Below are 20629 nucleotides of genomic sequence, written 5' to 3' on the forward strand. Positions count from 1 at the left end.
GTCAGCCGATCACCACCCGCGGACGGCTGCGGACAGCATCCGAGATGCGCAGCAGAAGCGCGACGATCAACCAGTTCGCAACGAGCGAGGAACCACCCGCGGCCAGGAACGGGGTCGTGAGGCCGGTCAGTGGGATCAAGCGCGTCACCCCGCCGACCATGATGAACACCTGTAGGGCGATCGTGAACGACAGGCCGGTCGCGAGCAGCTTGCCGAAGTCGTCCTGCCCGGCGAGGCCGATCCGGATCCCGCGGCTCGTGAACACCATGTAGAGGCACAGGATCGCGAAGACACCGACGAGCCCCAGCTCTTCACCGAGACTCGGCAGGATGTAGTCGCTCTGGGCGAGCGGCGTGATGTACGGTCGCCCCTGCCCGAGACCGGTGCCCATGAGACCACCCTGCGCGAGGCCGAAGATGCCCTGAACGAGCTGATAGCTGCCACCGTTGCGGTCGATGACCTCGGGGTTGAACGCATCCAGCCAGTTCGCGAAGCGTCCTCCGACATAGGGGAGCACGCGCGAGGCCAGGAATGCACCGGCTGCGGCGAGGATGACGCCGATCACGACCCAGCTCGTCTTGCCCGTCGCGACGTACAGCATGGCCACGAACATGCCGAAGATGAGCAGGCCGGTGCCGAGGTCGCGCTGGAGCACGATGATGCCCAGTGACACGAGCCAGATCACCAGGAGGGGTCCGAGTTCGCGCGCGCGGGGCCACGTCAGGCCGAGGAACCGGGTTCCGACCGATGTGAGGCTCTCGCGCGTGCGGACGAGGTAGCCGGCGAAGAAGATCGCGAGCGCGATCTTGGCGAGCTCGCCAGGCTGGAAGGAGAAGATGCCGAACGACACCCACACGTCGGCGTTCGCGTCGGTGCCGATGCCCGGGATGAAGGGCAGCACCAGCAGCATGATGCCGACGAAGCCCGACACGTATGTGTATCGGAAGAGCACCCGGTAGTTGCGCAGGAGCACCACGATGAGCACCGCGCCGACGAGTGCGATTCCGGCCCATGCCAGCTGGCGGGTCGAGAACGCCTCCCAGCCGTGCAAGCCCTCGGCGATGTCGATGCGGTAGATCATCGCGATGCCGATGCCGGTCAGGAGGGTGGCGATCGGCACCACGAAGGGATCGGCGTCTCTGGCCACGAGCCTGAGCACGATGTGCAGCGCGACGACGAGAGATGTGAGACCGCCGCAGTAGATCAGGAACTTGGGGTCGATGACTCCCGCGGCACCCAGCTGCACCAGGGCCACGGCCGAGGCGTTGATCGCGATCGCGAAGATGAGGAGCGCGAGCTCGCGGTTGCGCTGCGTCTGCGGAACGCGGATTCGCCGCAGGGCCCGGATGACGGCGGTGTCGGTGGAGACCTGCTCCGGCGCAACGGTCATTTCGTCACCGCCACGGTGGCTCGCAGGCGCGCGGCGATGTCTTCCGCTTCGGCGAGCGACTGCGCTGAGACCGTCGCTTCGACGGCCGATCGCTCGAACTCGGGCAGGTCCGCGATCGGGATGCCCGTGTCTTCGTACACGGACGAGAGCGAGATCGGTCCGATGCCCTGTTGGATCCCGCGGTAGATGATCACGGTGTCCTCGTCGGTCCCGACGAAGAAGCGCGTCTGCGTCCACTGGTAGCCGCCGAACAGCCCGGCGGCGATGAGGGCGAGCACGACGATGAGTCCGACGATCCAGCCCGCACGGCGCCTGCGGGCTCTGCGCCGGTCTTCCTCGATGAGCTCCTCGAGGAACTGCGCCTCGGGTTCGAAGTGGGTCGGCTCGTTCGCCGCCTGACGGTTCGGGTGCAGCCAGCCTCCGCGCCCCGATCTCGCCGCGGGCACGACGATGCCGTTCGGGTTGGAGGCGGACCCCACGATCGTAGGAGTGCCGGAGAAGATCGGATGCTGGCCGCCGACGTCGACCAGAACGAGCGTCACGTTATCGGGTGCACCGGCGTCGAGCGCCTGCTTCAGCAGGGAGTCGGCGGTGCGGCCGGGAGCGAGTCCGGCTCCGAGCGCCTTCGCGGTGTGCGCGTCGTCCACGACGCCCGAGAGCCCGTCGGAACAGAGGAGCCACCTGTCGCCCTGCTGGGTCGGCATGATGAACGTGTCGACCTCGGGGTCGGGATCCATGTCGCCGAGCACCCGCATGAGGACCGATCGGCGGGGATGGAACCGCGCCTCCTCCGGCGTGATCCGGCCCGAGTCGACGAGTCGCTGGACGAACGTGTGGTCGGTCGTGATCTGGGTGAGCGCGTCGTCGCGGTACAGGTAGATGCGCGAGTCGCCGATGTGCGCGATCACCGCGTAGTCGTCGACCATCACGAGCGCGCTGACGGTCGTACCCATCCCCGCCAGTTCCGGGCGCATCGCGACGGTGTCGATGAGCTCGGCCGCGGAATCGGAGATCGCATCCCGCAGCGCGCGTTCGGCCTCGGACGTCGAGGCGAACGGCTGATCGACCGCCTGGAGGCGCATGATGGCCAGGCTCGAGGCGACATCGCCTCCGGCGTGCCCGCCCATACCGTCGGCGACGGCGAAGAGGTTGGAGCCCGAGTAGCCGGAGTCCTGGTTGTTGGAGCGCACCTTGCCGGTGTGCGAGATCGCCGCGCTCGATCCTTGGAAGACCATGGGGAGGGGCCGCCCGCTACTTCCGCAGCTCGAAGGTCGTCGCGCCGACCTTGATGGGAGCGCCGACCGTGATCGGAACAGGTGCCGTCACGCGCGCGCCGTCGTGCCACGTGCCGTTCGTCGAATCGAGATCCTGGATCATCCACTGCTCGCCCCACAGGACGAGCCGGGCGTGGTGGCTGGAGGTGTAGTCGTCGCGAATGACCAGACCGGATTCGCTCGAGCGGCCGATCGTGAGCGGCTCGGTGCCCAGTGGCAGCTCCAGGCCCGCCTTCGGACCGCTGGTGATGACGATGCGTGAGACGGCGGAGGTCGTGGCGGCGCCCCCTTTCACGCCTTTGTCGCTGGGCTTGGGCGTGGCGACCGGAGCGACCGGAGTCGTCGCACCCCCCGCCTTCGCCGGGGCTGCCGGGGCGGCGGATTCCGGCATCCGACGCACCTTGACGCCGAACAGGTCGGCGCGCAGCGAGTAGACGACCGCGAACACGAAGAACCACAGCAGCAGCAGGAAGCCGATGCGCAGAAGCAGAAGGGTGAGCTCGCTCACGGCTGGAAGCCCCCCTGACGAGTGTCGAACACTCGCGTGACATCGGATGCCTGTGTGCTCGGACGTGGGGGTGCGGCCTGAGCGACCACGCGGAAGACGATCCTGGTGCGCCCGATCGTCACGGTCGAATCAGGCGGAAGCGCGGCTTCGGTGACCTTGCGGCCGTCCAGGAGCGTGCCGTTCGTGGAGTTCATGTCACGCACCATCGCGCGCTCGCCGTCCCAGAGGATCTCGACGTGCTTCCGGCTCGTGCCCGCATCGGAGATCGTGATGTCGGCGTCGCTCCCGCGCCCGATCACGGTGCGCGACTTGACCAGCGGGTGCCGCTGCCCGTCGATGTCTACGACGCCGCGCCAGGCGACGGTGCCCTGCGCGGTGGAGGATTCGACCCGGAGCGTCCCGGTAGACAGCTGCTCGTCGCGGACGAGGGTGATCGACACCGGACCGGCGAACGAGTAGCCCTGGGCCTTCGCGTGCTTCTGCACGAGCGTATCGAGCTCGTCGCCCAGGGCGGGACCGATCGTCCGCATCCTCTCGTCGTCGGTCGGTGCCAGTCGCACCGTGAACGTGTTGGGCGCGAGGATGCGGTCGCGGCTGACGACCGCGGCCTTCTTGTCGAGCTCGCTGCGCAGCGCGGATGCGATCTCGACAGGCTGGATGCCGCTGCGGAAGGTCTTCGCGAACGCGCTGTTGACGGCGCGCTCGAGACCCTTCTCGAAGCTGTCTAGTAGTCCCACGGGGCTCCTCAGGCAGGCCAACCGGTCGCGTACATGTTAGTTGCCTCCGCTGTGCCCGCCGTGAGAGGCGCGGGAGAGCCCCGGATCGGCGACATCCTGGGGCTCGGGAACCGCCCGTTCGGGCCGCCGCGGGGCGCGTGATATCCTCGGGAGGTTGAGTCGTGGATCTTCGGATGCCGCGGTTCGCGCGAGTGGCGGAATAGGCAGACGCGCTGGCTTCAGGTGCCAGTGCCCGAAAGGGCGTGCGGGTTCAACTCCCGCCTCGCGCACGGAATGGAAAGACCCCCCGATGTATTTCGGGGGGTCTTTCTGTGTTGCTGGGGGTAGTTCCTCGCAGACCCCCGCTCGTGGATACCGCCCGACGATCCTGCCGTGTCGTGCCGAACCCGCCCCTTCCTGACGTCAATTAGCGGCGGGCTGGGCACGACACGGCAGGCTCGAGCAAAAGGCGGGATCACTCCAGGGTGGGGACGAGCGCGAACACGATCTCATCGACATCGCGGCCGAGCCCCGGGGCGAAGCTCACCTCGCGCCTCACCTCGGTGAAGCCCGACTTCGACAGCACCGCGACCGAACCGCCGTTGTGCGCTGCGGCCCGGGCGAAGAGAGGTCGCTCCGGCTCGTGCGACACGAGCAGATCGAGCGCGGCGGTGGCGACGCCCCGACCCCAGGCGTGGCGCGCGATCCAGTACGTCACTTCGCGGTCGCCGTCTACGGTGAACAGGCCCGCGGTACCGGCGAAGCCGCCGTCCTCGGTGACCACGAACATCCGCACTCCGGGGGTGGATCGCTGACGCGCGAGCCACGCGTCGAATGCGGCGCGATCGTCCGGGTCGGATGCGGTGAACGCAGCCATGGCGACCGCCTCGGGGTCGCGCATCATCTCGAAGATCGCGTCGACGTCGTCATCGTCGAGGTCGCGCAGTGCGATGTGGCCCACACCGCCACGTTACCCACACGGCAAGATCGGCAGAAGCACTCCATGGCATCTGAGCCTCGCCGGCGAATCGATCTGTCAGTAGAGTTGGCGCCAGCTGCGTTCGCGTGGCCTATCCGGGGGGATCCGTCGACGCCCGGGCCTCAGAGCCTCGCTCGGGCCTGGGCGTCGAATGGTTTGCGTGTCGGATGCCGCGATCGCCGTTGCAACGTTTGTGTCACCATCCGATCTCGGGGGTGAGTTCGCCCGGCGCGTTCGTTAGCGTGGGAAAATCCGCGCACGGGGCGCGGAAACCCCAGCAGAACGGCACGAAATGAGTACCCAGGGCACTGTCAAGTGGTTCAACTCGGAGAAGGGCTTCGGCTTCATCGCACCCGATGACGGAGGCGCCGATGTGTTCGCGCACTACTCCGCCATCGCAGCGAGCGGCTACCGCTCCCTCGAAGAGAACCAGCGCGTCGAGTTCGAGGTCGCGCAGGGCCCCAAGGGGCTCCAGGCCGAGAACATCCGTCCTCTCTGAATGACCGTCACGCTCTGACGAGCAGCTGACGAGGGGATGCGGCATCCGACCGGGTCGGATGCCGCATCCTCAGTCTTTCCCGCCGCCGCGCACGAGTTCGATCCCCGCGCCGGCGAATTGACGCAGCGTCGCGTCCGGGAGGAAGGCGCGCGTGAGCGCGGCCGCGATGCGAGTGAGGTCGCCCTCGTCGTGGAAGAGCAGATACATCGTCTCGAAGCGCGGGTTGAACTTCATCTTGAATTTGTGCAGGGACTGGAAGCCGTAGAGCGGTTCGAGGGAATCGGCGAGCTTGTCGCTCAGATCGGCGATCATGCCGGCTCCCGGCGGGTAGTCGTGCGCGAGAGGCGCGCCGGACAGCGACATGATCTGGGCGCCCTCCTCGGAGAAGAACCGCGCTGATGACCCGATGAGGAACTCCATCACCGGGCCGAACCCCCCATCGCGTCGCCGCATCAGGTCGAGGGTCCAGCCGCGGACCTCTCCCTCGCCGCCGTAGACCGGCAGCCAAGAGAGGAAGCCGTCGATGTCGCCGGCGGGCGAGACGGCGATCGCGAGGCGCACCTCCGGGTCTTTCGCCTCGTCGAGCGAACCGAGGGTGAACCCCATCTCAGGGAGCCCCTTGTCGCCCACCCACATCTCGGAGATCGCCCGGATCTGCTGCTGGATGCCCCACGACTCCTTCTTCAGCTGGGTCATCCGGAACGTCATCTCTTCTCGCCCCGCTTTGTTCATGGCGGTGCGCACCGAGTTCCATTGCTTGCCGGTGAAGGCCAGGCCAGGCAGATCGACGATCGTGTCGTCGGCCACGACGAGGCTGCGCCATGTGTCGGGAACTGCAGCTTTGGTGGCTTCGGATGCACTGAAGAAGCAGGGGATCAGGCCCGCGCGCTCGGCCATGTCGATGAACTCCCGGACCGACTCCGCGCGATGCTCCGCGGGCCCCAGTGGATCGGCGAGTGCCAGAGCCACCCCGGCGCGCCGCTGATAGACGACGAGCCCGTTCGTCGTGCGCGCGAAATTGTTGTCTCGCCACGTGCTCATCCACGAGAGCGTGCCGCCGCCGTACTGGCGGATGTCGTCTTTCACCTCGTCGAGCGTCGGGGTTGCCGTCCGTCCGATCGTGGATCTGCGCCGTGCCTGGAACGCCCCGCGCACCCACACCAGATAGATGAAGATCAGGGTCCACAGCACCGCGGTGGCCAGCGGGACCGTCGGGTCGCCGTCGATCGTGAGCTCGATGTACTGGTGGTCCAGCAGCAGCATCGCGACGATCAGGAGTGCGCCGACCATCATGTTCACGAGCGAGAGCAGGATCGTGACGATCCACGCCCAGCGTCGCCCGCGGTTCAACCCCGTGGCGACGAGCAGGATCACGACCGTGTCGATCGCCACGTCGATCCACGAGCCGGATCCCGGAGCGGAGCTGCCGAACGGACCGAACGTCGGGGTGAGGAACGTGAGGATCTGCACCGCTCCGAGAGCGAGGATCGCGATCGATGCCACAAGCCGCTGTTCGCGGATCGTCGTGCGCTGCACCCGCAGAGAGCGATCGACGGCCAGGACGCCCAGCGCTCCCAGGGCATGCTCGACATCCGCGAGGGCACCCCAGAAGAGCACCGCGACGAAGAGGAAAGCGAGAAACACCAGCCACGCGCGGGTGCGCCACGGCGCGACCAGCAGGCCGATGGCGGCAGCGATGCACGCCATCGCGCCACCGGACGGCCCGACGTCCGTCACGAGGGATTCGTACTGCGCCCACGGCCACGGCAGCATCGCGGCCAGCCAGAAGAACAGCGCGGCACCGAGCACGGCGAACAGCTGCCCGCCCGCGAAGTACAGGAGAGCGATCCGCGTGCCGCGGCGGAATTCGAGGTACCCCATTCCGACGAAGGCGCCGATGGTGAGCACATAGACCCACGGCAGATTGACGAAGAAGGTGCCGGTCACGACGGTCCACCACTGACCCTGCTGGAACGCGGGGAGTCCGTACGAGACGACGTCGAACAGCGGATCGTCTTCGAACGGCGACCAGAGCCCGCCCCAGATCACACCGGCGAGCAGCAGTGCGACGACCACCGCCAACGTGGCGGGGATGCGCCGCAGCACCTTCACGATCAGTGGTCGGCCGACCTGCGGCGAGGATGATGCGGTGGCGTCAGGAGCGGCGGCATCGGTCATGGGGCCAGGGTACCGGCGGGTGGGCAGGGGAAGTCCAGCCCCGCGGATGCGCCGACGGAGTGCGACTCAGATGCCGCCCCGCCTGTCGTAGTCGGCCAGGGCCTTCGCATCCTCGGCGTGCCGCATCGCGCGGCGTGCAGCATCCAGTGCCTCGACCGGATCCTGCGCGCGCCGCGCTGCGGCCAGGTCGTCCTGCGCCGCCGCGAGTCGTGCACGGGCGTCGGCGCCCGATCGGGCGTGTGCGGCAGCTCCCTCCGCGCGTGCGACGGCGCCGCGTGCGGCCGCGAGGGTTCCGGGCAGCGCCGTCCGCGCACCGCGCAGGCGCTGCTGCGCGGTGCGGGCGTCGCCGAGGGCGAGGTCGAGCCGGTCACGCAGGCGCGCGATGGCGTCGACCGTGCGCGTGGGGCGGCGCGCCGCATCCTTCTCGAGGGCTTCCAGCGCGTCCTGGATGCTGCGCACTTCGTCGCCGAGCCGGTCGGCGTCCGACGGCTCGAGCTGCTCGCGCGTCACCATCGCGTGCCGGACCGCGGCGCGCGCCGCATCGAACTCGGACGGGAGGGCCTGGGCGGCCTGGGTCACGAGCCGGTGAGTCTCTTCGAGAGTGCGCGCGTCGGCCTGCGCCCGCCGGAGGGACCGCTCGGCGGCGGCGAGGTCGGGCAGCGCGCTGCGCGAAGGATCGGCCGCTGCGGCGGCGGCTGATTCGAGGAGGCGATCCGCCTCTTCGGCCTCGGCCGTGGCGTCTGCCGCCGCACGGGCCGCTTCTCGCCATTCGTCGTCGTCGAAACGCGAGGAGAGCTCGGCAACGAGCGCAGCGGGATCACCCATGCCCTCGCGGAGCCCGGCCAGCCGGGCGCGCGCCGAGGCCACCTGCTCTGCGGCCGAGACGTTCTGGGCCACCCAGTCGGAGTGCTCGGCGCGCGCCCGCGAGATCGTTGCGAACGCGGCATCCGTCTTCGACGTGATGCGTGCCGCCACCCTGCGGATCTCGCTCGGCGCCACCTCGGAACCGCTGATCGCGCGATACTCGACGAACGCGTCGTCGCGGATGTGCTGAGCCGTCATCCGCGCGCGGCGCAGTGATGTCGGCGCACCACCGCCGTACAGAGCTCCGGACAGTCCCGCCTCGAGCTCGAGCTCATCGACGGCGTCGTCCAGGCGCACGAGCGAGGTGCCGGCATGCGCCCGCGCGGTCTCGGCCGCTGCGCGGGCCTGCGGCGAGCGTCGGGAACGGCGGATCGCCCAGGCGATCGCAGCGATAGCGATCGCGGTGACGCCGAAGACGATCAGGGCAGGGATCGCCCAGCCGAGTATCGCCGCGACGATCTCGGGCACTGTTCTCAGGCCCCGGTCTCGGTCGCGCTGACGGTCTGCGTCGCAGGGACGGTCTGCGTCGCAGGGACGGTCTGCGTCGCAGGGACGGTCTCGGCTGCAGGGACCGTATCGGCTGCGGGGACCGTATCGGCTGCGGGGAGCAGGAGCAGGGCGCGCAGCTGCGCCACGTCGTCCACGACCGCCTGCGCTCCCTCCGATTCGTGTGGCCAGCTGAAGCCCCACCGCACGAAGATCGAGGGGATGCCGTTGGCCGCGGCGCCGTCGACGTCGTGGTGACGGTCGCCGATGAGGACGGGGCGGCTGACGTCGATCCCTTCCGCCGCGAGACGGCGCAGCGCTTCCGCCACGATGTCGGCCTTGGCGCCGAGCGTGCGCTCGTCGGGGCTCGCGCCGACGATCGTCGCGAAGTCGTCGGTGAGGCCGAAATGCTCCATGAGGGCGCGGACCTGGACTTCGGGCTTGGAGCTCGCGGTGGCCTGCGGCACTCCGGCCGCGTGCAGCTCCGAGATGAGTTCACCGACGCCCGGGTAGAGCTTGGCGCCGGTCGTGTAGCCGTCGCGTTTGCCGAGCTCGCGGTAGTAGCTGACGGCCTCCGTCGACTGATCGGGCGTCATGCCGAACTGCTTCTGGAACGTCTCGAACATCGGTGGCCCGATCCAGTGGATCAGCTCCGCCCGCGTCACCTCGGGGCGGCCGTAGTGGCGGCTGGCGATCTGGAGGCGTCGCAGGATGCCGTCGGAGGCGTCGACGATGGTGCCATCGACGTCCCACAGGATGCAGGTCCAGGGCGATCGGTGTGGCATGGTCCTACGCTACCCGCCCCCCGTCCCCGCCCCGCCCTCCCCCCGCCCCGCCTCCCGCGAGACCGGATGGGCGGTGCGAGACCGAGCGCATCTGTCCGGGTCTCGTGGCGCCTATCCGGTCTCGCGGACTGGACAGGGGGGCGGGGGGGTTAGAAGAGGCGGCCGGCGCTCGAGTCGACGCCCTTCATCTCGTCGTAGTCGAGGGTGACGCAGCGGATGCCGCGGTCCGTCGCCAGCACGCGGGCCTGGGGCTTGATCTCCTGTGCCGCGAACACGCCGGTCACCGGGGCGAGGTGCGGGTCGCGCCCGAGCAGCTCGAGGTAGCGCGTGAGCTGCTCGACCCCGTCGATGTCGCCCCGGCGCTTGACCTCGACGGCGATCGTGCCGCCCAGGGGGTTGCGCAGGAGAAGATCCACCGGTCCGATCGCCGTCGGGAACTCGCGGCGGACGAGCGTGAGGCCGTCGCCGATCACCTCGACCTGATCGGCGAGCAGGCGCTGCAGATCGGCCTCCACACCGTCCTTCACGAGCCCGGGATCGATCCCGAGCTCATGCGACGAGTCGTGCAGGATCTCGTGGATGTGCACGAGTAGCGAGTCGCCGGACTTGGCGTGCGTGACACGCCACTGCTCGATCACCCCGTCGGCGATGCTGTCGGCATCCGGAGACTCGACTGCGAGCGTGCACGGGGGGCTCATCCAGTTGAGGGGCTTGTACGAACCGCCGTCCGAGTGCACGAGCAGGCTGCCGTCGGTCTTGTGCACGAGCAGGCGCGTGGCCAGGGGAAGGTGGGCGTTCAGTCGTCCGGCGTAGTCCACGGAGCATCGGGCGATGACGAGGCGCATCCGATGAGCCTAGTCCGACGTGCCGTGCGCGTCAGTGATGCGGGCCCTTGTGCCCGGCGCCGACCTCCGAGCCGGCGATCGGCTTGGCGGCGCCGGAGGCGAGTCCGGATGCCACGATCAGCGCCACGAGGATGTACAGCGTGTTCAGCAGGCCGATGTGCTCGCTGATGACTCCGAGCAGCGGCGGCCCGGCGAGGAACGCGATGTACCCGATCGTGGCGGCCGCGCTCACGCGCGCGGCGGCCTTGGCGGGGTCATCGGCCGAAGCCGACATCCCGAGCGGGAAGCCGAGGGAGACTCCGGCGCCCCACAGGGCGGCTCCGACGAAGATCAGCGGGATGCTCGGGGCCAGGATGAACAGCAGGAGCCCGACCGTGGCGGTCACGGCGAGCACCCGGAGCGTCGCGACACGGCCGAAGCGGTCGACGAGCGGGCCGCCGAAGACGCGCACGACCGTCATCGATACGGAGAACACCGCAAGGCCTGCGGCGCCGAGCGCAGCATCCGCTCCATGTCCTTCGACCACGCCTAGGGCGAGCCAGTCGTTCGCGCCGCCCTCGGCGAACGCCATGCCGAGCATGATGACGCCGAGCGCATACGTACGGGGCTCTCGCCAGGCCGAGAGCGAGACGGACAGGCGATCGCGCCAGCCCGCCTTCTCAGCGGGTTCCGCGACGTCCATGGTCGCCTCGCGGGCCGGCACGTTCGCGATGCTCACGACGCCGACCACGACGATGAGCACGGCGATCACGGTGAGGTGCGTGATGATGTTCAACCCCGCCCAGATCGCGAGCACGCCGAGGGCCGCGCCGATCACCGTGCCGAAGCTGAAGAAGGCGTGGAAGAGCGGCAGGATCGTCTTGTTCCACTGCTTCTCGATCGCCGCGCCCTCGACGTTCATGATGACGTCGCACACGCCGTTGCCGAAGCCCCACAGGGTCAGGCCCACGATCACGACGCCGTACGATCCGAACACGTCGGCGCCGACGCCGATCACGGCGATGCCCAGCGCGAACAGGACGATGGCCCCCAGCATCCCGTTCCGCGCTCCGAACCGCGCGAGGATGACCGATGCCAGCGTCACGCCGATGATCGAGGCGACACCGCCGACGAAGAGCATGAGGCCCAGCTGGGCGCGGTCGACGTCGACGGCGACCTTGATGTCGGGCACGCGGGCGGCCCAGGTCGAGATGCTCAGACCACTCGCGAGGAAGATCGCGAAGACCGCCGCGCGCCAACGCACGAGCTGGGGGCGGGTGAGCACTGCGTCCATGGCGACAGCCTACCGAATCGATTCGACGGCGTGAAACACGCCAAGGTACGATCGATCGGACATGAGCACGCACCGGGCAACCATCACGGACGTCGCACGCGCGGCGTGCGTCTCTCCGTCGACCGCCTCGGTGGTCTTCAGCGGTAAGACGCCCGTGTCGGATGCCACGCGCCGCCGCGTGCTCGACGCCGCGGCCGCGCTCGGCTACACCGGGCCCGACCCGCGCGCGGCGTCGCTGCGACGAGGGCGTTCCGGCATCGTGGGGGTCGTGTTCGAGGAGCACCTGGGCGCCGCGTTCCTCGACCCGGTCAAGACGCTCATGATGGACGGCCTGGCCGACGGCGTCGCGCCGCTCGGGGCGGGGCTCCTCCTCCTGCGCGACCACGTCGGGTCAGCCGACCGGCCGCTCGGCACCGAGCCGACCCTGACGACCGCACCGCTGGACGCCGCCGTGCTCATCGGCTGCAGCGGCACCCTCCGGGAATCGCTCGACGTCGTGAAGGCCCGAGGCATCCCGGTCGTCGTGATCGAGGGCGATGCCGGTGAGGGGGTGCCGCAGATCCGGCTCGACAATCGCGAGGCGCAGCGCCAGGCCGCCAGCCACCTGCGCTCACTCGGCCACACGCGGGTCGCGATCGTGACCCTGCCGCTCGACAACGCCCGCGAGCGCGGCTGGATGACGCCCGAGCGCGAGGCGGCGATCGTGGTCGACGTGACCCGTCACCGACTCGAAGGCGCACGGGACGTGTTCCCGGATGCTCCCGCCTACGTCTCGGCGGGGAGCTTCATCGACGAGGGGCACGCCGCCGGGCGCCTCTTGTTCGCCGGCGAGGACCGCCCCACCGCCGTGATCGCGCAGAGCGACCTGCTCGCGGCCGGTGTGATCCGCGCCGCCGAGGAGGCGGGTCTCAGGGTGCCCGACGACGTGAGCGTCACCGGGTTCGACGGCATCGTCGTGGACGGGCTGTCGCCGTACGAGCTCACGACCCTGGTGCAGCCGGCGACCGAGAAGGGACGTGCCGCCGGGCAGGCGGTCGCCGCGATGCTGGACGGACGGGATGCCGCATCCCTCCGTTTCACGTGCGTCTTCCGCGAGGGCAACACCGCAGGCCCCGTCCCGTCCTAGCCCCCCCGCCCCCCCGCCGAGCCTGCCGTGTCGTGCCCGGCCGGCCGGAAATCGACGTCAGGAAGGGGCAGGTTCGGCACGACACGGCGGGTTCGGGGGAGGGGGGGGAGGGGGGGCTCCTCCCCAGGGGGGGAAGTTGTGACTCAGGGGGAAGGTGGGCTGTGGATGCTGCGCACCGTGGCCACGGGGCATCCATAGTGCGGTGATGCCGAGGATGATCACCGCGCACGAACTTCGGGGCGCGCTCCTGGATCGCGGCCAGTTGCTTGCGCGCGGCTGGAGCGATCGCGGTATCCGTGCCGCCGTCGAGAGCACCCGGCTCCACCACGTGCGTCGCGGAGCCTTCATCGATGGCGCCCTCTGGGGGGAGCTCTGGGCGGAGGGCAGACATCTCGCTCGGATGATCGCGGTCGATCGTCACGCCCAAGGCGATCCCCCCGTATTCGCGGGGCTCTCGGCCGCAGTCGCACACGGGTTGCCGCTCTATCGGGTCGAACCGGCGAAGGTCCATGTGCTCGTCGGTGCGGCCGAGCGGCGCAGCAGTTCCGACGTCCATCGGCACGAGGGAGCGCTTCCGGAAGCGGACGTCTGCGTTGCGCAGGGGCTCGCGTGCACGACGCCGGAGCGGACGGTGTACGACGTGGCTCGCCTCGAGCGTCCGGAGGTCGCGCTTCCGATCGCGGATGCCGCGCTTCGCCAGGTCGCGCTCGCGGGCACCGAGTACAGCGAGGCCCGGGCGGCGGATTGGCTGCAAGGCCTTCACGCCAGGATCGGCAGGGGGGTGGGCGCTCGCGGCATCCGGCGTCTGCGCATGATCGCGGACCTCGTCGACGGGCGTGCGCAACTTCCCGGAGAGAGCGTGAGCCGGCTGCAGCTCCACCGGCTCGGGTTCGCACGCCCGCGTCTCCAGGTCGCCGTCGTGGGCCCGGGGGGTCGTCGATATTACGTCGACTTCGCCCTCGATGACGTCGACGCGTTCGGCGAGTACGACGGCAAGGGCAAGTACCTCGATCCGGATCTTCGGTCTGGACTCACCACGGAGGAGGTACTGCTCGCGGAGAAGGAGCGCGAGGACTGGATACGCGGAACAACCGGGCGCGCATTGCTCCGGTGGGGGGCCGAGCATATCCGCTCGCCCGAGCTCCTCGGCGAAAGGCTCCGCAGGTTCGGCATCGTGCCCCCCCTTGCACGGTGAGGTCGCGCGAACCTGCCGTGTCGTGTCGACCCCGCCCCCTATCCACGACGATGACCGGCGGGTTCGAGACGACACGGCAGGTTCGGGGGAGAGGGGTCGGGGGAGAGAGGGGGGAGAGGGGGGAAAGGGGCCGGGTAGACTGGGGTGGACCCCGATCGCCCGCCCCTGCTTCGGCCGACGACCCTGAGGAGGCCTCCTTTTGCTGGCCATCCTCGGCGCGTTCGCGATCGTTCCGCTCGTGCTCCCCTGGCTGGTCGGCCGGATAGGCGCCAGAGCATTCTTCATCGCCGCGCTGCTGCCCATCGCCGCGTTCGTCCAGGCCGCCATGATGACCTCCGCGGTGCAGAGCGGCGCCATCCCGTTCGAGGTATACGACTGGATCCCGAGCCTCGGCATCCAGCTCTCCATGCGGATGGACACCCTGGCGTGGGTGATGACGCTCATCGTCACCGGCGTCGGTGCGCTCGTGATGATCTACTGCCGCTGGTACTTCCGCGACAAGACCGAGGGCGTCGGGCAGTTCTCGGCGGTGCTGCTGGCGTTCGCCGGCGCGATGTACGGGCTCGTGCTCACCGACGACATCGTCGTGCTGGTGATGTTCTGGGAGATCACGAGCGTGCTCTCGTACCTCCTGATCGGCTTCTACCACCGTCGAGGCGCCAGCCGCCGCGCGGCTCTCCAGGCGCTGCTGGTGACGACACTCGGTGGCCTCGTGATGCTCATCGGCGTCGTGCTGCTCGTGGTCGAGAGCGGCACGTCGAGCCTCTCCGGCATCCTCGCCCTCGCCCCCAGCGGCCCGATCGTGGACGCCGCACTCGTGCTCCTCCTCGTGGGGGCCCTCAGCAAGTCGGCGATCTTCCCGTTCCACTTCTGGCTGCCGGGCGCGATGGCCGCGCCCACCCCGGTGAGCGCCTATCTTCACGCCGCGGCCATGGTGAAGGCCGGCATCTACCTGATCGCGCGCCTCGCCCCGGTCTTCGCGATCGCCGCTCCGTGGCGGCCGATCGTGATCTGCCTCGGGGTGTTCACCATGCTGCTCGGCGGTGTGCAGGCGCTCCGCGAGACCGACCTCAAGCGCATCCTGGCGTTCGGCACGGTGAGCCAGCTCGGCTTCCTCACCGTCGTCCTCGGATTCGGCACTCAGGCGGCGGCCCTGGCGGGGCTCGCGCTGCTGCTCGGTCACGCGCTGTTCAAGTCGGCACTCTTCCTCGTCGTCGGCGTGATCGACCGTCAACTGTCGACGCGCGACATCTCCGAGCTGAGCGGGGTGGGCAGGCAGGCGCCGGTCATGGCGGTGATCTCGTTCGTCGCCATCGGCTCGATGATGGGCATCATCCCGACGATCGGCTTCGTCGCGAAGGAGTCCGCGCTCACCGCCCTCCTCGACGAGGCGGCCGGCGGCTCGGGGTGGGGGCTCGTCGCGCTGATCGGAGTGGCCCTGGGTTCGGTGCTGACGGCGGCCTACGGCATCCGCTTCCTGTGGGGTGCGTTCTGGACCAAGAAGACGCCCGCCGGCGATGCCGCGCCGCGCACCGAATGGCCCGACCCGCCGATCGGCTTCCTCGGCGCACCCGCCGTGCTGGCCGTGATCACGCTGGCCGCGGGCATCGCCGCTCCGCTGGTGGATGCTGTCCTCCAGCCGTACGCGGCCACCGCACCCGAGTCCACCCCCGGTGTCCCCGCGCCCGAGTACCCCGCGCACCTGCAGCTGTGGCACGGCCTCGAGCCCGCCCTCTGGATCTCGATCGGATCGATCGTGCTGGGCGCCCTCGTCTTCCTGGTCACTCGCACCGGGCTCGCGCGGAAGCGCGTGCTGCCCTTCACCGCGAACGACATCTACAACCTCGCCCTGCGCGGGATCGCGCGGCTCTCGGTGCTGACCACGAGCTTCACGCAGAGCGGGTCGCTCCCGGTCTACGTCGGCACGGTGTTCGTCGTCTTCGTCGCGGCAGAGGGCACAGCGCTGCTCGCCGGGTCGGAATGGCGGGCACAGCTCGACCTCTTCCAGACTCCGATGCAGCTCGTCGTGGCGCCGATCATGATCGTCGCGGGCTTGATCGCCGTCCGTGCGCGCAAGCGCTACACCGGCGTCGTGCTCGTGTCGGTGACGGGCCTCGGCATGGTGCTGCTGTTCGCGACCAGCGGCGCGCCCGATCTCGCACTCACCCAGATCCTCGTCGAGACGGTCACGCTCGTCGCGTTCGCGCTGGTGCTGCGCCGCATCCCGTCGCGGCTGGGCGATCACAACGCGTCGGTGTGGCCGGTCGCCCGAGCGGTCCTCGCCGTGGCGGTCGGAGCGACGATGGGGGTGATCGCGCTCGTGGCCACCGCCGCACGCACGGCGACCCCGATCTCCGACTCGTTCCCCCAGCTCGCCTATGAGCTCGGCCACGGGAAGAACGTCGTCAACGTCGCCCTCGTCGACCTTCGCGGATGGGACACGATGGGCGAGCTGTCGGTGCTCGTGCTCGCGGCGACGGGTGTGGCATCCCTCGTCTTCGTCACCCACCGCGCCGACACGCTCTCGAACCTGACCGCGCCGCTTCCCCAGGCGGGCGTTCGCGACCGACGCGTTCTCGTCGAGACGGACGACGGTGCCCGGCCCCGCACGCCCGGCACCCGCAATCAGCGGCAGGCGTGGCTCGTCGGCGGCCAGCGCGTGCGGCCGGAGAACCGCGCGATCATCCTCGAGGTGGTCGTGCGGATCCTCTTCCACTCGATCATCATCGTGTCGCTGTACCTTCTGTTCGCGGGGCACAATCTGCCCGGAGGCGGTTTCGCCGGCGGACTCGTCGCCGGTATGGCGCTGGTCATGCGCTACGTCGCGGGCGGGAGATACGAGCTCGGGGCCGCGGCCCCGACCGATGCGGGCAGGCTGCTGGGCGTCGGGATGACGCTGGCGGTCGCGTGCGCCGTGGTGCCCTTGCTCTTCGGCGCCGCGCCCCTGACGAGCATGGCCTTCGAGTGGGACGTGCCCGTGCTGGGGCACATCGAATTCGTCACCTCGACGATCTTCGACATCGGGGTGTATCTCGTCGTGATCGGCCTGGTGCTCGATGTGCTGCGCAGTCTCGGCGCCGAGGTCGACCGGCAGGCACAGGAGCTGAGGGATGCTGCGGCTCGGTCCGGCGAGGTGAGCGCCCGATGAATGTCTCGCTGATCCTCATCGTCGTCATGGCGGCTTTATTCGCGTGCGGTGTGTACGCGATGCTCGAGCGCAGCCTCACCCGGGTGCTCATCGGCTTCCTCCTGCTCGGGAACGCGACGAACCTGCTGCTGCTGATCGTGATGGGCCAGCCGGGCATCGCGCCCTTCTTCGGTTCGGCGACGCCCGACGAGATGTCAGACCCCCTGCCTCAGGCACTCACCCTCACCGCCATCGTGATCACCTTCGCGGTGTCGGCGTTCCTCCTCGCGCTGATCTACCGCTCGTGGCAGCTCGGTCAGGCCGACACGGTCGAGGACGACGCGGAAGACATGGCCGTCCGCGAGCGCGGGACCGAGGACGAGGACACGATGGACGACGAGCTCGACCGAGAGTCGGATGACGCGGCCACCGACTTCGTCGGAGTCGACACCTCGCCCATCACGATCCTCGGCAGCCGCGACCTGTCGTCGCTGCGCGACGATGCCCCGACGGATGCTCCCACGGATTCCCCGGTCGGCCGGTCGCGCGGCGACCGCCCCGGCAACGAGGGAGGCGCGTCGTGAACGCCGAATCTCTCGTCCCGCTCCTCGTCGCCCTCCCGCTCGTGGGTGCGGCGATCGCGCTGATCGCAGGCCGCCATCGCAGGACGCAGGTCGTCGTCTCGATCATCACGCTCACCCTCGTGCTCGTGATCGCGGCGATCCTGCTCGTGGTCGTCGACGTGGGTGACGCGCCGATCGCGGTCTCGGTCGGCGGTTGGCCGATCCCGTTCGGGATCGTGCTGTACGTCGACCGGCTCGCGGCCCTCCTCGTGGTGGTCTCGAGCATCGTCCTGCTGGCGGTGCTGCTGTTCTCGGTCGGCCAAGGCGCCGCCGATGGCGACGATGACACCCCGGTCTCGATCTTCCATCCGTCGTACCTGATCCTCGCCGCCGGGATCTTCAACGCCTTCATCGCCGGCGACCTGTTCAATCTCTACGTCGGCTTCGAGATCCTCCTCGTCGCCTCGTACGTGCTCATCACCCTGGGAAGCACCGAGTCGCGCATCCGGACGGGTGTGGTCTACATCGTCGTCTCGCTCGTGTCGTCGATCCTGTTCCTCGCGGCGATCGCGATGATCTACGGCGCGCTCGGCACGGTCAACATGGTGCAGATCTCCGAGCGCATGGTCCAGCTGCCGCAGCAGACCCAGCTCGTGCTGCATCTGATGCTGCTTCTCGCCTTCGCGATCAAGGCGGCCGTGTTCCCCCTGTCGTTCTGGCTCCCGGACTCGTATCCGACGGCGCCGGCCCCGGTCACCGCCGTCTTCGCCGGCCTGCTGACCAAGGTCGGCGTGTACGCGATGATCCGCACCGAGACCGAGCTCTTCCTCGACAACGACGTGAATACGCTCCTGCTGGTCGTTGCTCTCGCGACGATGATCGTGGGCGTGCTGGGCGCCGTCGCGCAGGCCGAGCTCAAGCGCATCCTGTCGTTCACGCTCGTCAGCCACATCGGCTACATGGTCTTCGGGCTCGCGATAGCGACCCCGGCGGCGATCGGCGCGACCATTTACTACATGATCCACCACATCGTGGTGCAGACGACCCTGTTCCTCGCGGTCGGTCTCGTCGAGCGTCGCGCGGGCAGTACGTCGATCCTCAAGGTGAAGGGCCTGATGCGCGCGGCGCCGGTGATCGCCGTGCTCTACTTCATCCCCGCGATCAACCTCGGGGGCCTTCCGCCCTTCTCGGGGTTCATCGGCAAGTTCGCGCTCTTCGACGCCGCGGCTCAGATCGGCACGCCGATCATGATGGTGATGATCGTCGGCGGGATCGTGACATCGCTGCTCACCCTGTACGCGCTCATGCGCGCATGGAACCTCTCGTTCTGGCGTGAAGAGGACGACTCCGCCGAGACCGAGGCGCGCATCTCCTACCTCGGCGCGTCACCGACAGGGGTCGAGACCGAGCGCCGGGTCATCCCGAAGATCATGACCGCGGCGACCTCGGGGATGGTCGTGATCACCGTAGCTCTCACGGTGTTCGCCGGCCCGCTCTACGAGGTGTGCACGCGGATAGGGGCTTCGCTCCTCGAGCCGGTGACCCTCGTGCAGCTTCAGGACGAGGCCGACCAATGAGCCCGCCCACGCGCCGGCAGCAGCTGTGGCGTCAGCTCCCGTTCTTCGTGTGGCTGGTCGCTCTGTGGATGCTGCTCTGGGGCCAGTTCACCGTGCTGGCGTTCCTTACCGGCCTGATCGCGGCGATCTTCGTCACCCGCATCTTCCGCCTGCCTCCCGTGGAGCTCTCCGGCCGGGTCAACCTCTGGTGGGGGCTCGTCTTCGTCGTCGAGTTCATCGGCGCGCTCATCCTCGGATCGCTCACGGTCGCCTGGCAGGTCCTCGATCTGCGGCGGCAGCCCGGCACGGCGATCGTCGCGGTGCCGCTCGTGACCGATGACGACCTGATCATGACCCACACGGCGGTGACGGCATCACTCATTCCCGGATCGCTGCTGGTCGAGGCCGACCGTGACCGCCGCATCCTGTACCTGCACGTGATCGGCGTGCGATCCAGCGCCGACCTCGAACGCCAGCGCCGCGATGTGCGCCGCTGGGAGCGCCGGATCGTCATGGCGGTGGGCTCGTGCGCTCAGCTCGAGAAGGTGCGGGCGGATGCTGTCGCCGGAGGTGTCTCGTGAACCCGCTCCTGATCGTCATCTACGCGGTCTTCTCGGTCGCGGCGCTTCTGACCCTGGTCCGCATCGTGCGGGGTCCGTCGATCCTCGACCGGGCCGTGGCATCCGATGTCCTTCTCACACTGGTGATGTGCGTGCTCGGAGCCGAGATGGCGATCAACCACCACACGCGCACGCTTCCCGTGCTGCTCGTGATCGCGGCGGTCGGTGTCTTCGGATCGATCTCGATCGCCCGGTTCGTCGCGAGGAAGGACAACGTCGACAAATGAACGAGTTCCTCGATGCCGCGTCGCTGATCCTCATCCTGATCGGTGCGATCCTGTGCCTCACGGCCGCGATCGGGCTGCTGCGGTTCCGCGATGTGCCGACGCGGCTGCACGCCGCGACCAAGCCGCAGGTGCTCGGGTTCGTCCTCATCTGCCTGGCGATCGCCCTGTCGCTGCGGTCCTGGCCGGTCGTGGCATTCCTGATCCCGGTCGTGCTCATCCAGCTGGCGACGGCGCCGCTCGCGGCGTACATGGTCTCGCGCCAGGCCTACCGCAACGGCACGATCGACGAGAACGCCCTGCTGGTGGATGAGCTGTCCGAGTCGAGCGAAACGCCCCCCGCCGCGGGCGGCTGACCTCGCGCCCGCTCGACCCCTTTCGCCCTCAGGCTGCCCCGGGCGAGGGCGAGAGGTGGCGTGGG

The 20629-nt window shown here is 69.2% G+C and carries 19 protein-coding genes and 1 tRNA gene; 10 read left to right on the forward strand and 10 right to left on the reverse strand.

Features of this window, described 5'->3' with window-relative positions; all coding sequences use genetic code 11:
• Position 1: 1 nt before the first annotated feature.
• Genes F6B43_RS14160 through F6B43_RS14175 form a run of 4 tightly spaced genes read right to left on the reverse strand, consistent with a single transcriptional unit; the run spans position 2 to position 3909 of the window.
• Positions 2-1390, reverse strand: a complete 1389-nt coding sequence (locus tag F6B43_RS14160; RefSeq protein ID WP_150449645.1) for an FtsW/RodA/SpoVE family cell cycle protein — start codon at positions 1388-1390, stop codon at positions 2-4.
• Positions 1387-2625: a PP2C family protein-serine/threonine phosphatase gene (locus F6B43_RS14165; protein WP_150449646.1), complete on the reverse strand. Its 1239-nt coding sequence runs from the start codon at positions 2623-2625 to the stop codon at positions 1387-1389. The genes F6B43_RS14160 and F6B43_RS14165 overlap by 4 nt, the downstream gene beginning before the upstream one ends.
• A 16-nt stretch (positions 2626-2641) precedes the next feature.
• Complete coding sequence (locus F6B43_RS14170; protein ID WP_150449647.1) at positions 2642-3172, reverse strand: FHA domain-containing protein FhaB/FipA; 531 nt, start codon at positions 3170-3172, stop codon at positions 2642-2644.
• Entirely contained in the window at positions 3169-3909 is a 741-nt protein-coding gene (locus F6B43_RS14175; protein ID WP_150449648.1) for an FHA domain-containing protein, read from the reverse strand. The genes F6B43_RS14170 and F6B43_RS14175 overlap by 4 nt, the downstream gene beginning before the upstream one ends.
• 185 nt (positions 3910-4094) lie before the next feature.
• Here F6B43_RS14175 and F6B43_RS14180 point away from each other — a divergent pair.
• A tRNA-Leu gene (locus F6B43_RS14180) sits at positions 4095-4178 on the forward strand.
• Positions 4179-4363: 185 nt separating this feature from the next.
• On the opposite strand, the gene F6B43_RS14185 is transcribed toward F6B43_RS14180, so the two are convergent.
• Entirely contained in the window at positions 4364-4849 is a 486-nt protein-coding gene (locus F6B43_RS14185) for a GNAT family N-acetyltransferase (protein ID WP_150449649.1), read from the reverse strand.
• A gap of 310 nt (positions 4850-5159) precedes the next feature.
• Between F6B43_RS14185 and F6B43_RS14190 the strand changes: the two genes are divergently transcribed.
• Positions 5160-5366, forward strand: coding sequence for a cold-shock protein (locus tag F6B43_RS14190; RefSeq protein ID WP_150449650.1), 207 nt, complete (start codon positions 5160-5162; stop codon positions 5364-5366).
• A 69-nt stretch (positions 5367-5435) separates the two neighbouring features.
• Here the strand turns inward: F6B43_RS14190 and F6B43_RS14195 are convergent, their stop codons facing one another.
• From F6B43_RS14195 to F6B43_RS14215, 5 genes are all read right to left on the reverse strand, one after another.
• The gene (locus F6B43_RS14195) at positions 5436-7544 is read right to left on the reverse strand and encodes a bifunctional lysylphosphatidylglycerol flippase/synthetase MprF (RefSeq protein ID WP_150449651.1); all 2109 of its coding nucleotides are present in this window, start codon (positions 7542-7544) and stop codon (positions 5436-5438) included.
• A 66-nt stretch (positions 7545-7610) separates the two neighbouring features.
• The gene (locus F6B43_RS14200) at positions 7611-8876 is read right to left on the reverse strand and encodes a hypothetical protein (RefSeq protein WP_246159974.1); all 1266 of its coding nucleotides are present in this window, start codon (positions 8874-8876) and stop codon (positions 7611-7613) included.
• Positions 8877-8881: 5 nt separating this feature from the next.
• On the reverse strand, positions 8882-9679 hold the full coding sequence (locus tag F6B43_RS14205) for an HAD hydrolase-like protein (protein WP_150449652.1): 798 nt from the start codon (positions 9677-9679) through the stop codon (positions 8882-8884).
• A gap of 149 nt (positions 9680-9828) precedes the next feature.
• Entirely contained in the window at positions 9829-10524 is a 696-nt protein-coding gene (gene nucS, locus F6B43_RS14210) for an endonuclease NucS (protein WP_150449653.1), read from the reverse strand.
• A 31-nt stretch (positions 10525-10555) separates the two neighbouring features.
• Positions 10556-11797: an MFS transporter gene (locus F6B43_RS14215; RefSeq protein WP_150449654.1), complete on the reverse strand. Its 1242-nt coding sequence runs from the start codon at positions 11795-11797 to the stop codon at positions 10556-10558.
• Between the two features lie 61 nt (positions 11798-11858).
• On the opposite strand from F6B43_RS14215, the gene F6B43_RS14220 reads away from it, so the two are divergent.
• The 8 genes from F6B43_RS14220 to mnhG all read left to right on the forward strand — a co-directional run bounded on the left by F6B43_RS14220 (position 11859) and on the right by mnhG (position 20564).
• Entirely contained in the window at positions 11859-12923 is a 1065-nt protein-coding gene (locus F6B43_RS14220; RefSeq protein ID WP_150449655.1) for a LacI family DNA-binding transcriptional regulator, read from the forward strand.
• Between the two features lie 205 nt (positions 12924-13128).
• Positions 13129-14118, forward strand: a complete 990-nt coding sequence (locus F6B43_RS14225; RefSeq protein WP_150449656.1) for a hypothetical protein — start codon at positions 13129-13131, stop codon at positions 14116-14118.
• Positions 14119-14317: 199 nt separating this feature from the next.
• A complete protein-coding gene (locus F6B43_RS14230) occupies positions 14318-17266 on the forward strand; it encodes a Na+/H+ antiporter subunit A (protein WP_150449657.1) in 2949 nt (982 codons plus the stop codon).
• Entirely contained in the window at positions 17263-17829 is a 567-nt protein-coding gene (locus F6B43_RS14235; RefSeq protein ID WP_150449658.1) for a Na(+)/H(+) antiporter subunit C, read from the forward strand. The genes F6B43_RS14230 and F6B43_RS14235 overlap by 4 nt, the downstream gene beginning before the upstream one ends.
• Complete coding sequence (locus F6B43_RS14240) at positions 17826-19385, forward strand: Na+/H+ antiporter subunit D (RefSeq protein WP_150449659.1); 1560 nt, start codon at positions 17826-17828, stop codon at positions 19383-19385. The genes F6B43_RS14235 and F6B43_RS14240 overlap by 4 nt, the downstream gene beginning before the upstream one ends.
• Positions 19382-19945 carry a Na+/H+ antiporter subunit E gene (locus F6B43_RS14245; protein WP_150449660.1) on the forward strand — a complete coding sequence of 188 codons (564 nt, stop codon included), beginning with the start codon at positions 19382-19384 and terminating at the stop codon, positions 19943-19945. Before F6B43_RS14240 ends, F6B43_RS14245 begins: the two co-directional genes overlap by 4 nt.
• A complete protein-coding gene (locus F6B43_RS14250; protein ID WP_150449661.1) occupies positions 19942-20211 on the forward strand; it encodes an MrpF/PhaF family protein in 270 nt (89 codons plus the stop codon). The genes F6B43_RS14245 and F6B43_RS14250 overlap by 4 nt, the downstream gene beginning before the upstream one ends.
• Complete coding sequence (gene mnhG, locus F6B43_RS14255; protein ID WP_150449662.1) at positions 20208-20564, forward strand: monovalent cation/H(+) antiporter subunit G; 357 nt, start codon at positions 20208-20210, stop codon at positions 20562-20564. Before F6B43_RS14250 ends, mnhG begins: the two co-directional genes overlap by 4 nt.
• The last annotated feature ends 65 nt before the right edge of the window (positions 20565-20629 follow it).

It is taken from the genome of Microbacterium rhizomatis (assembly GCF_008710745.1).
Taxonomy (GTDB): Bacteria; Actinomycetota; Actinomycetes; order Actinomycetales; family Microbacteriaceae; genus Microbacterium; species Microbacterium rhizomatis.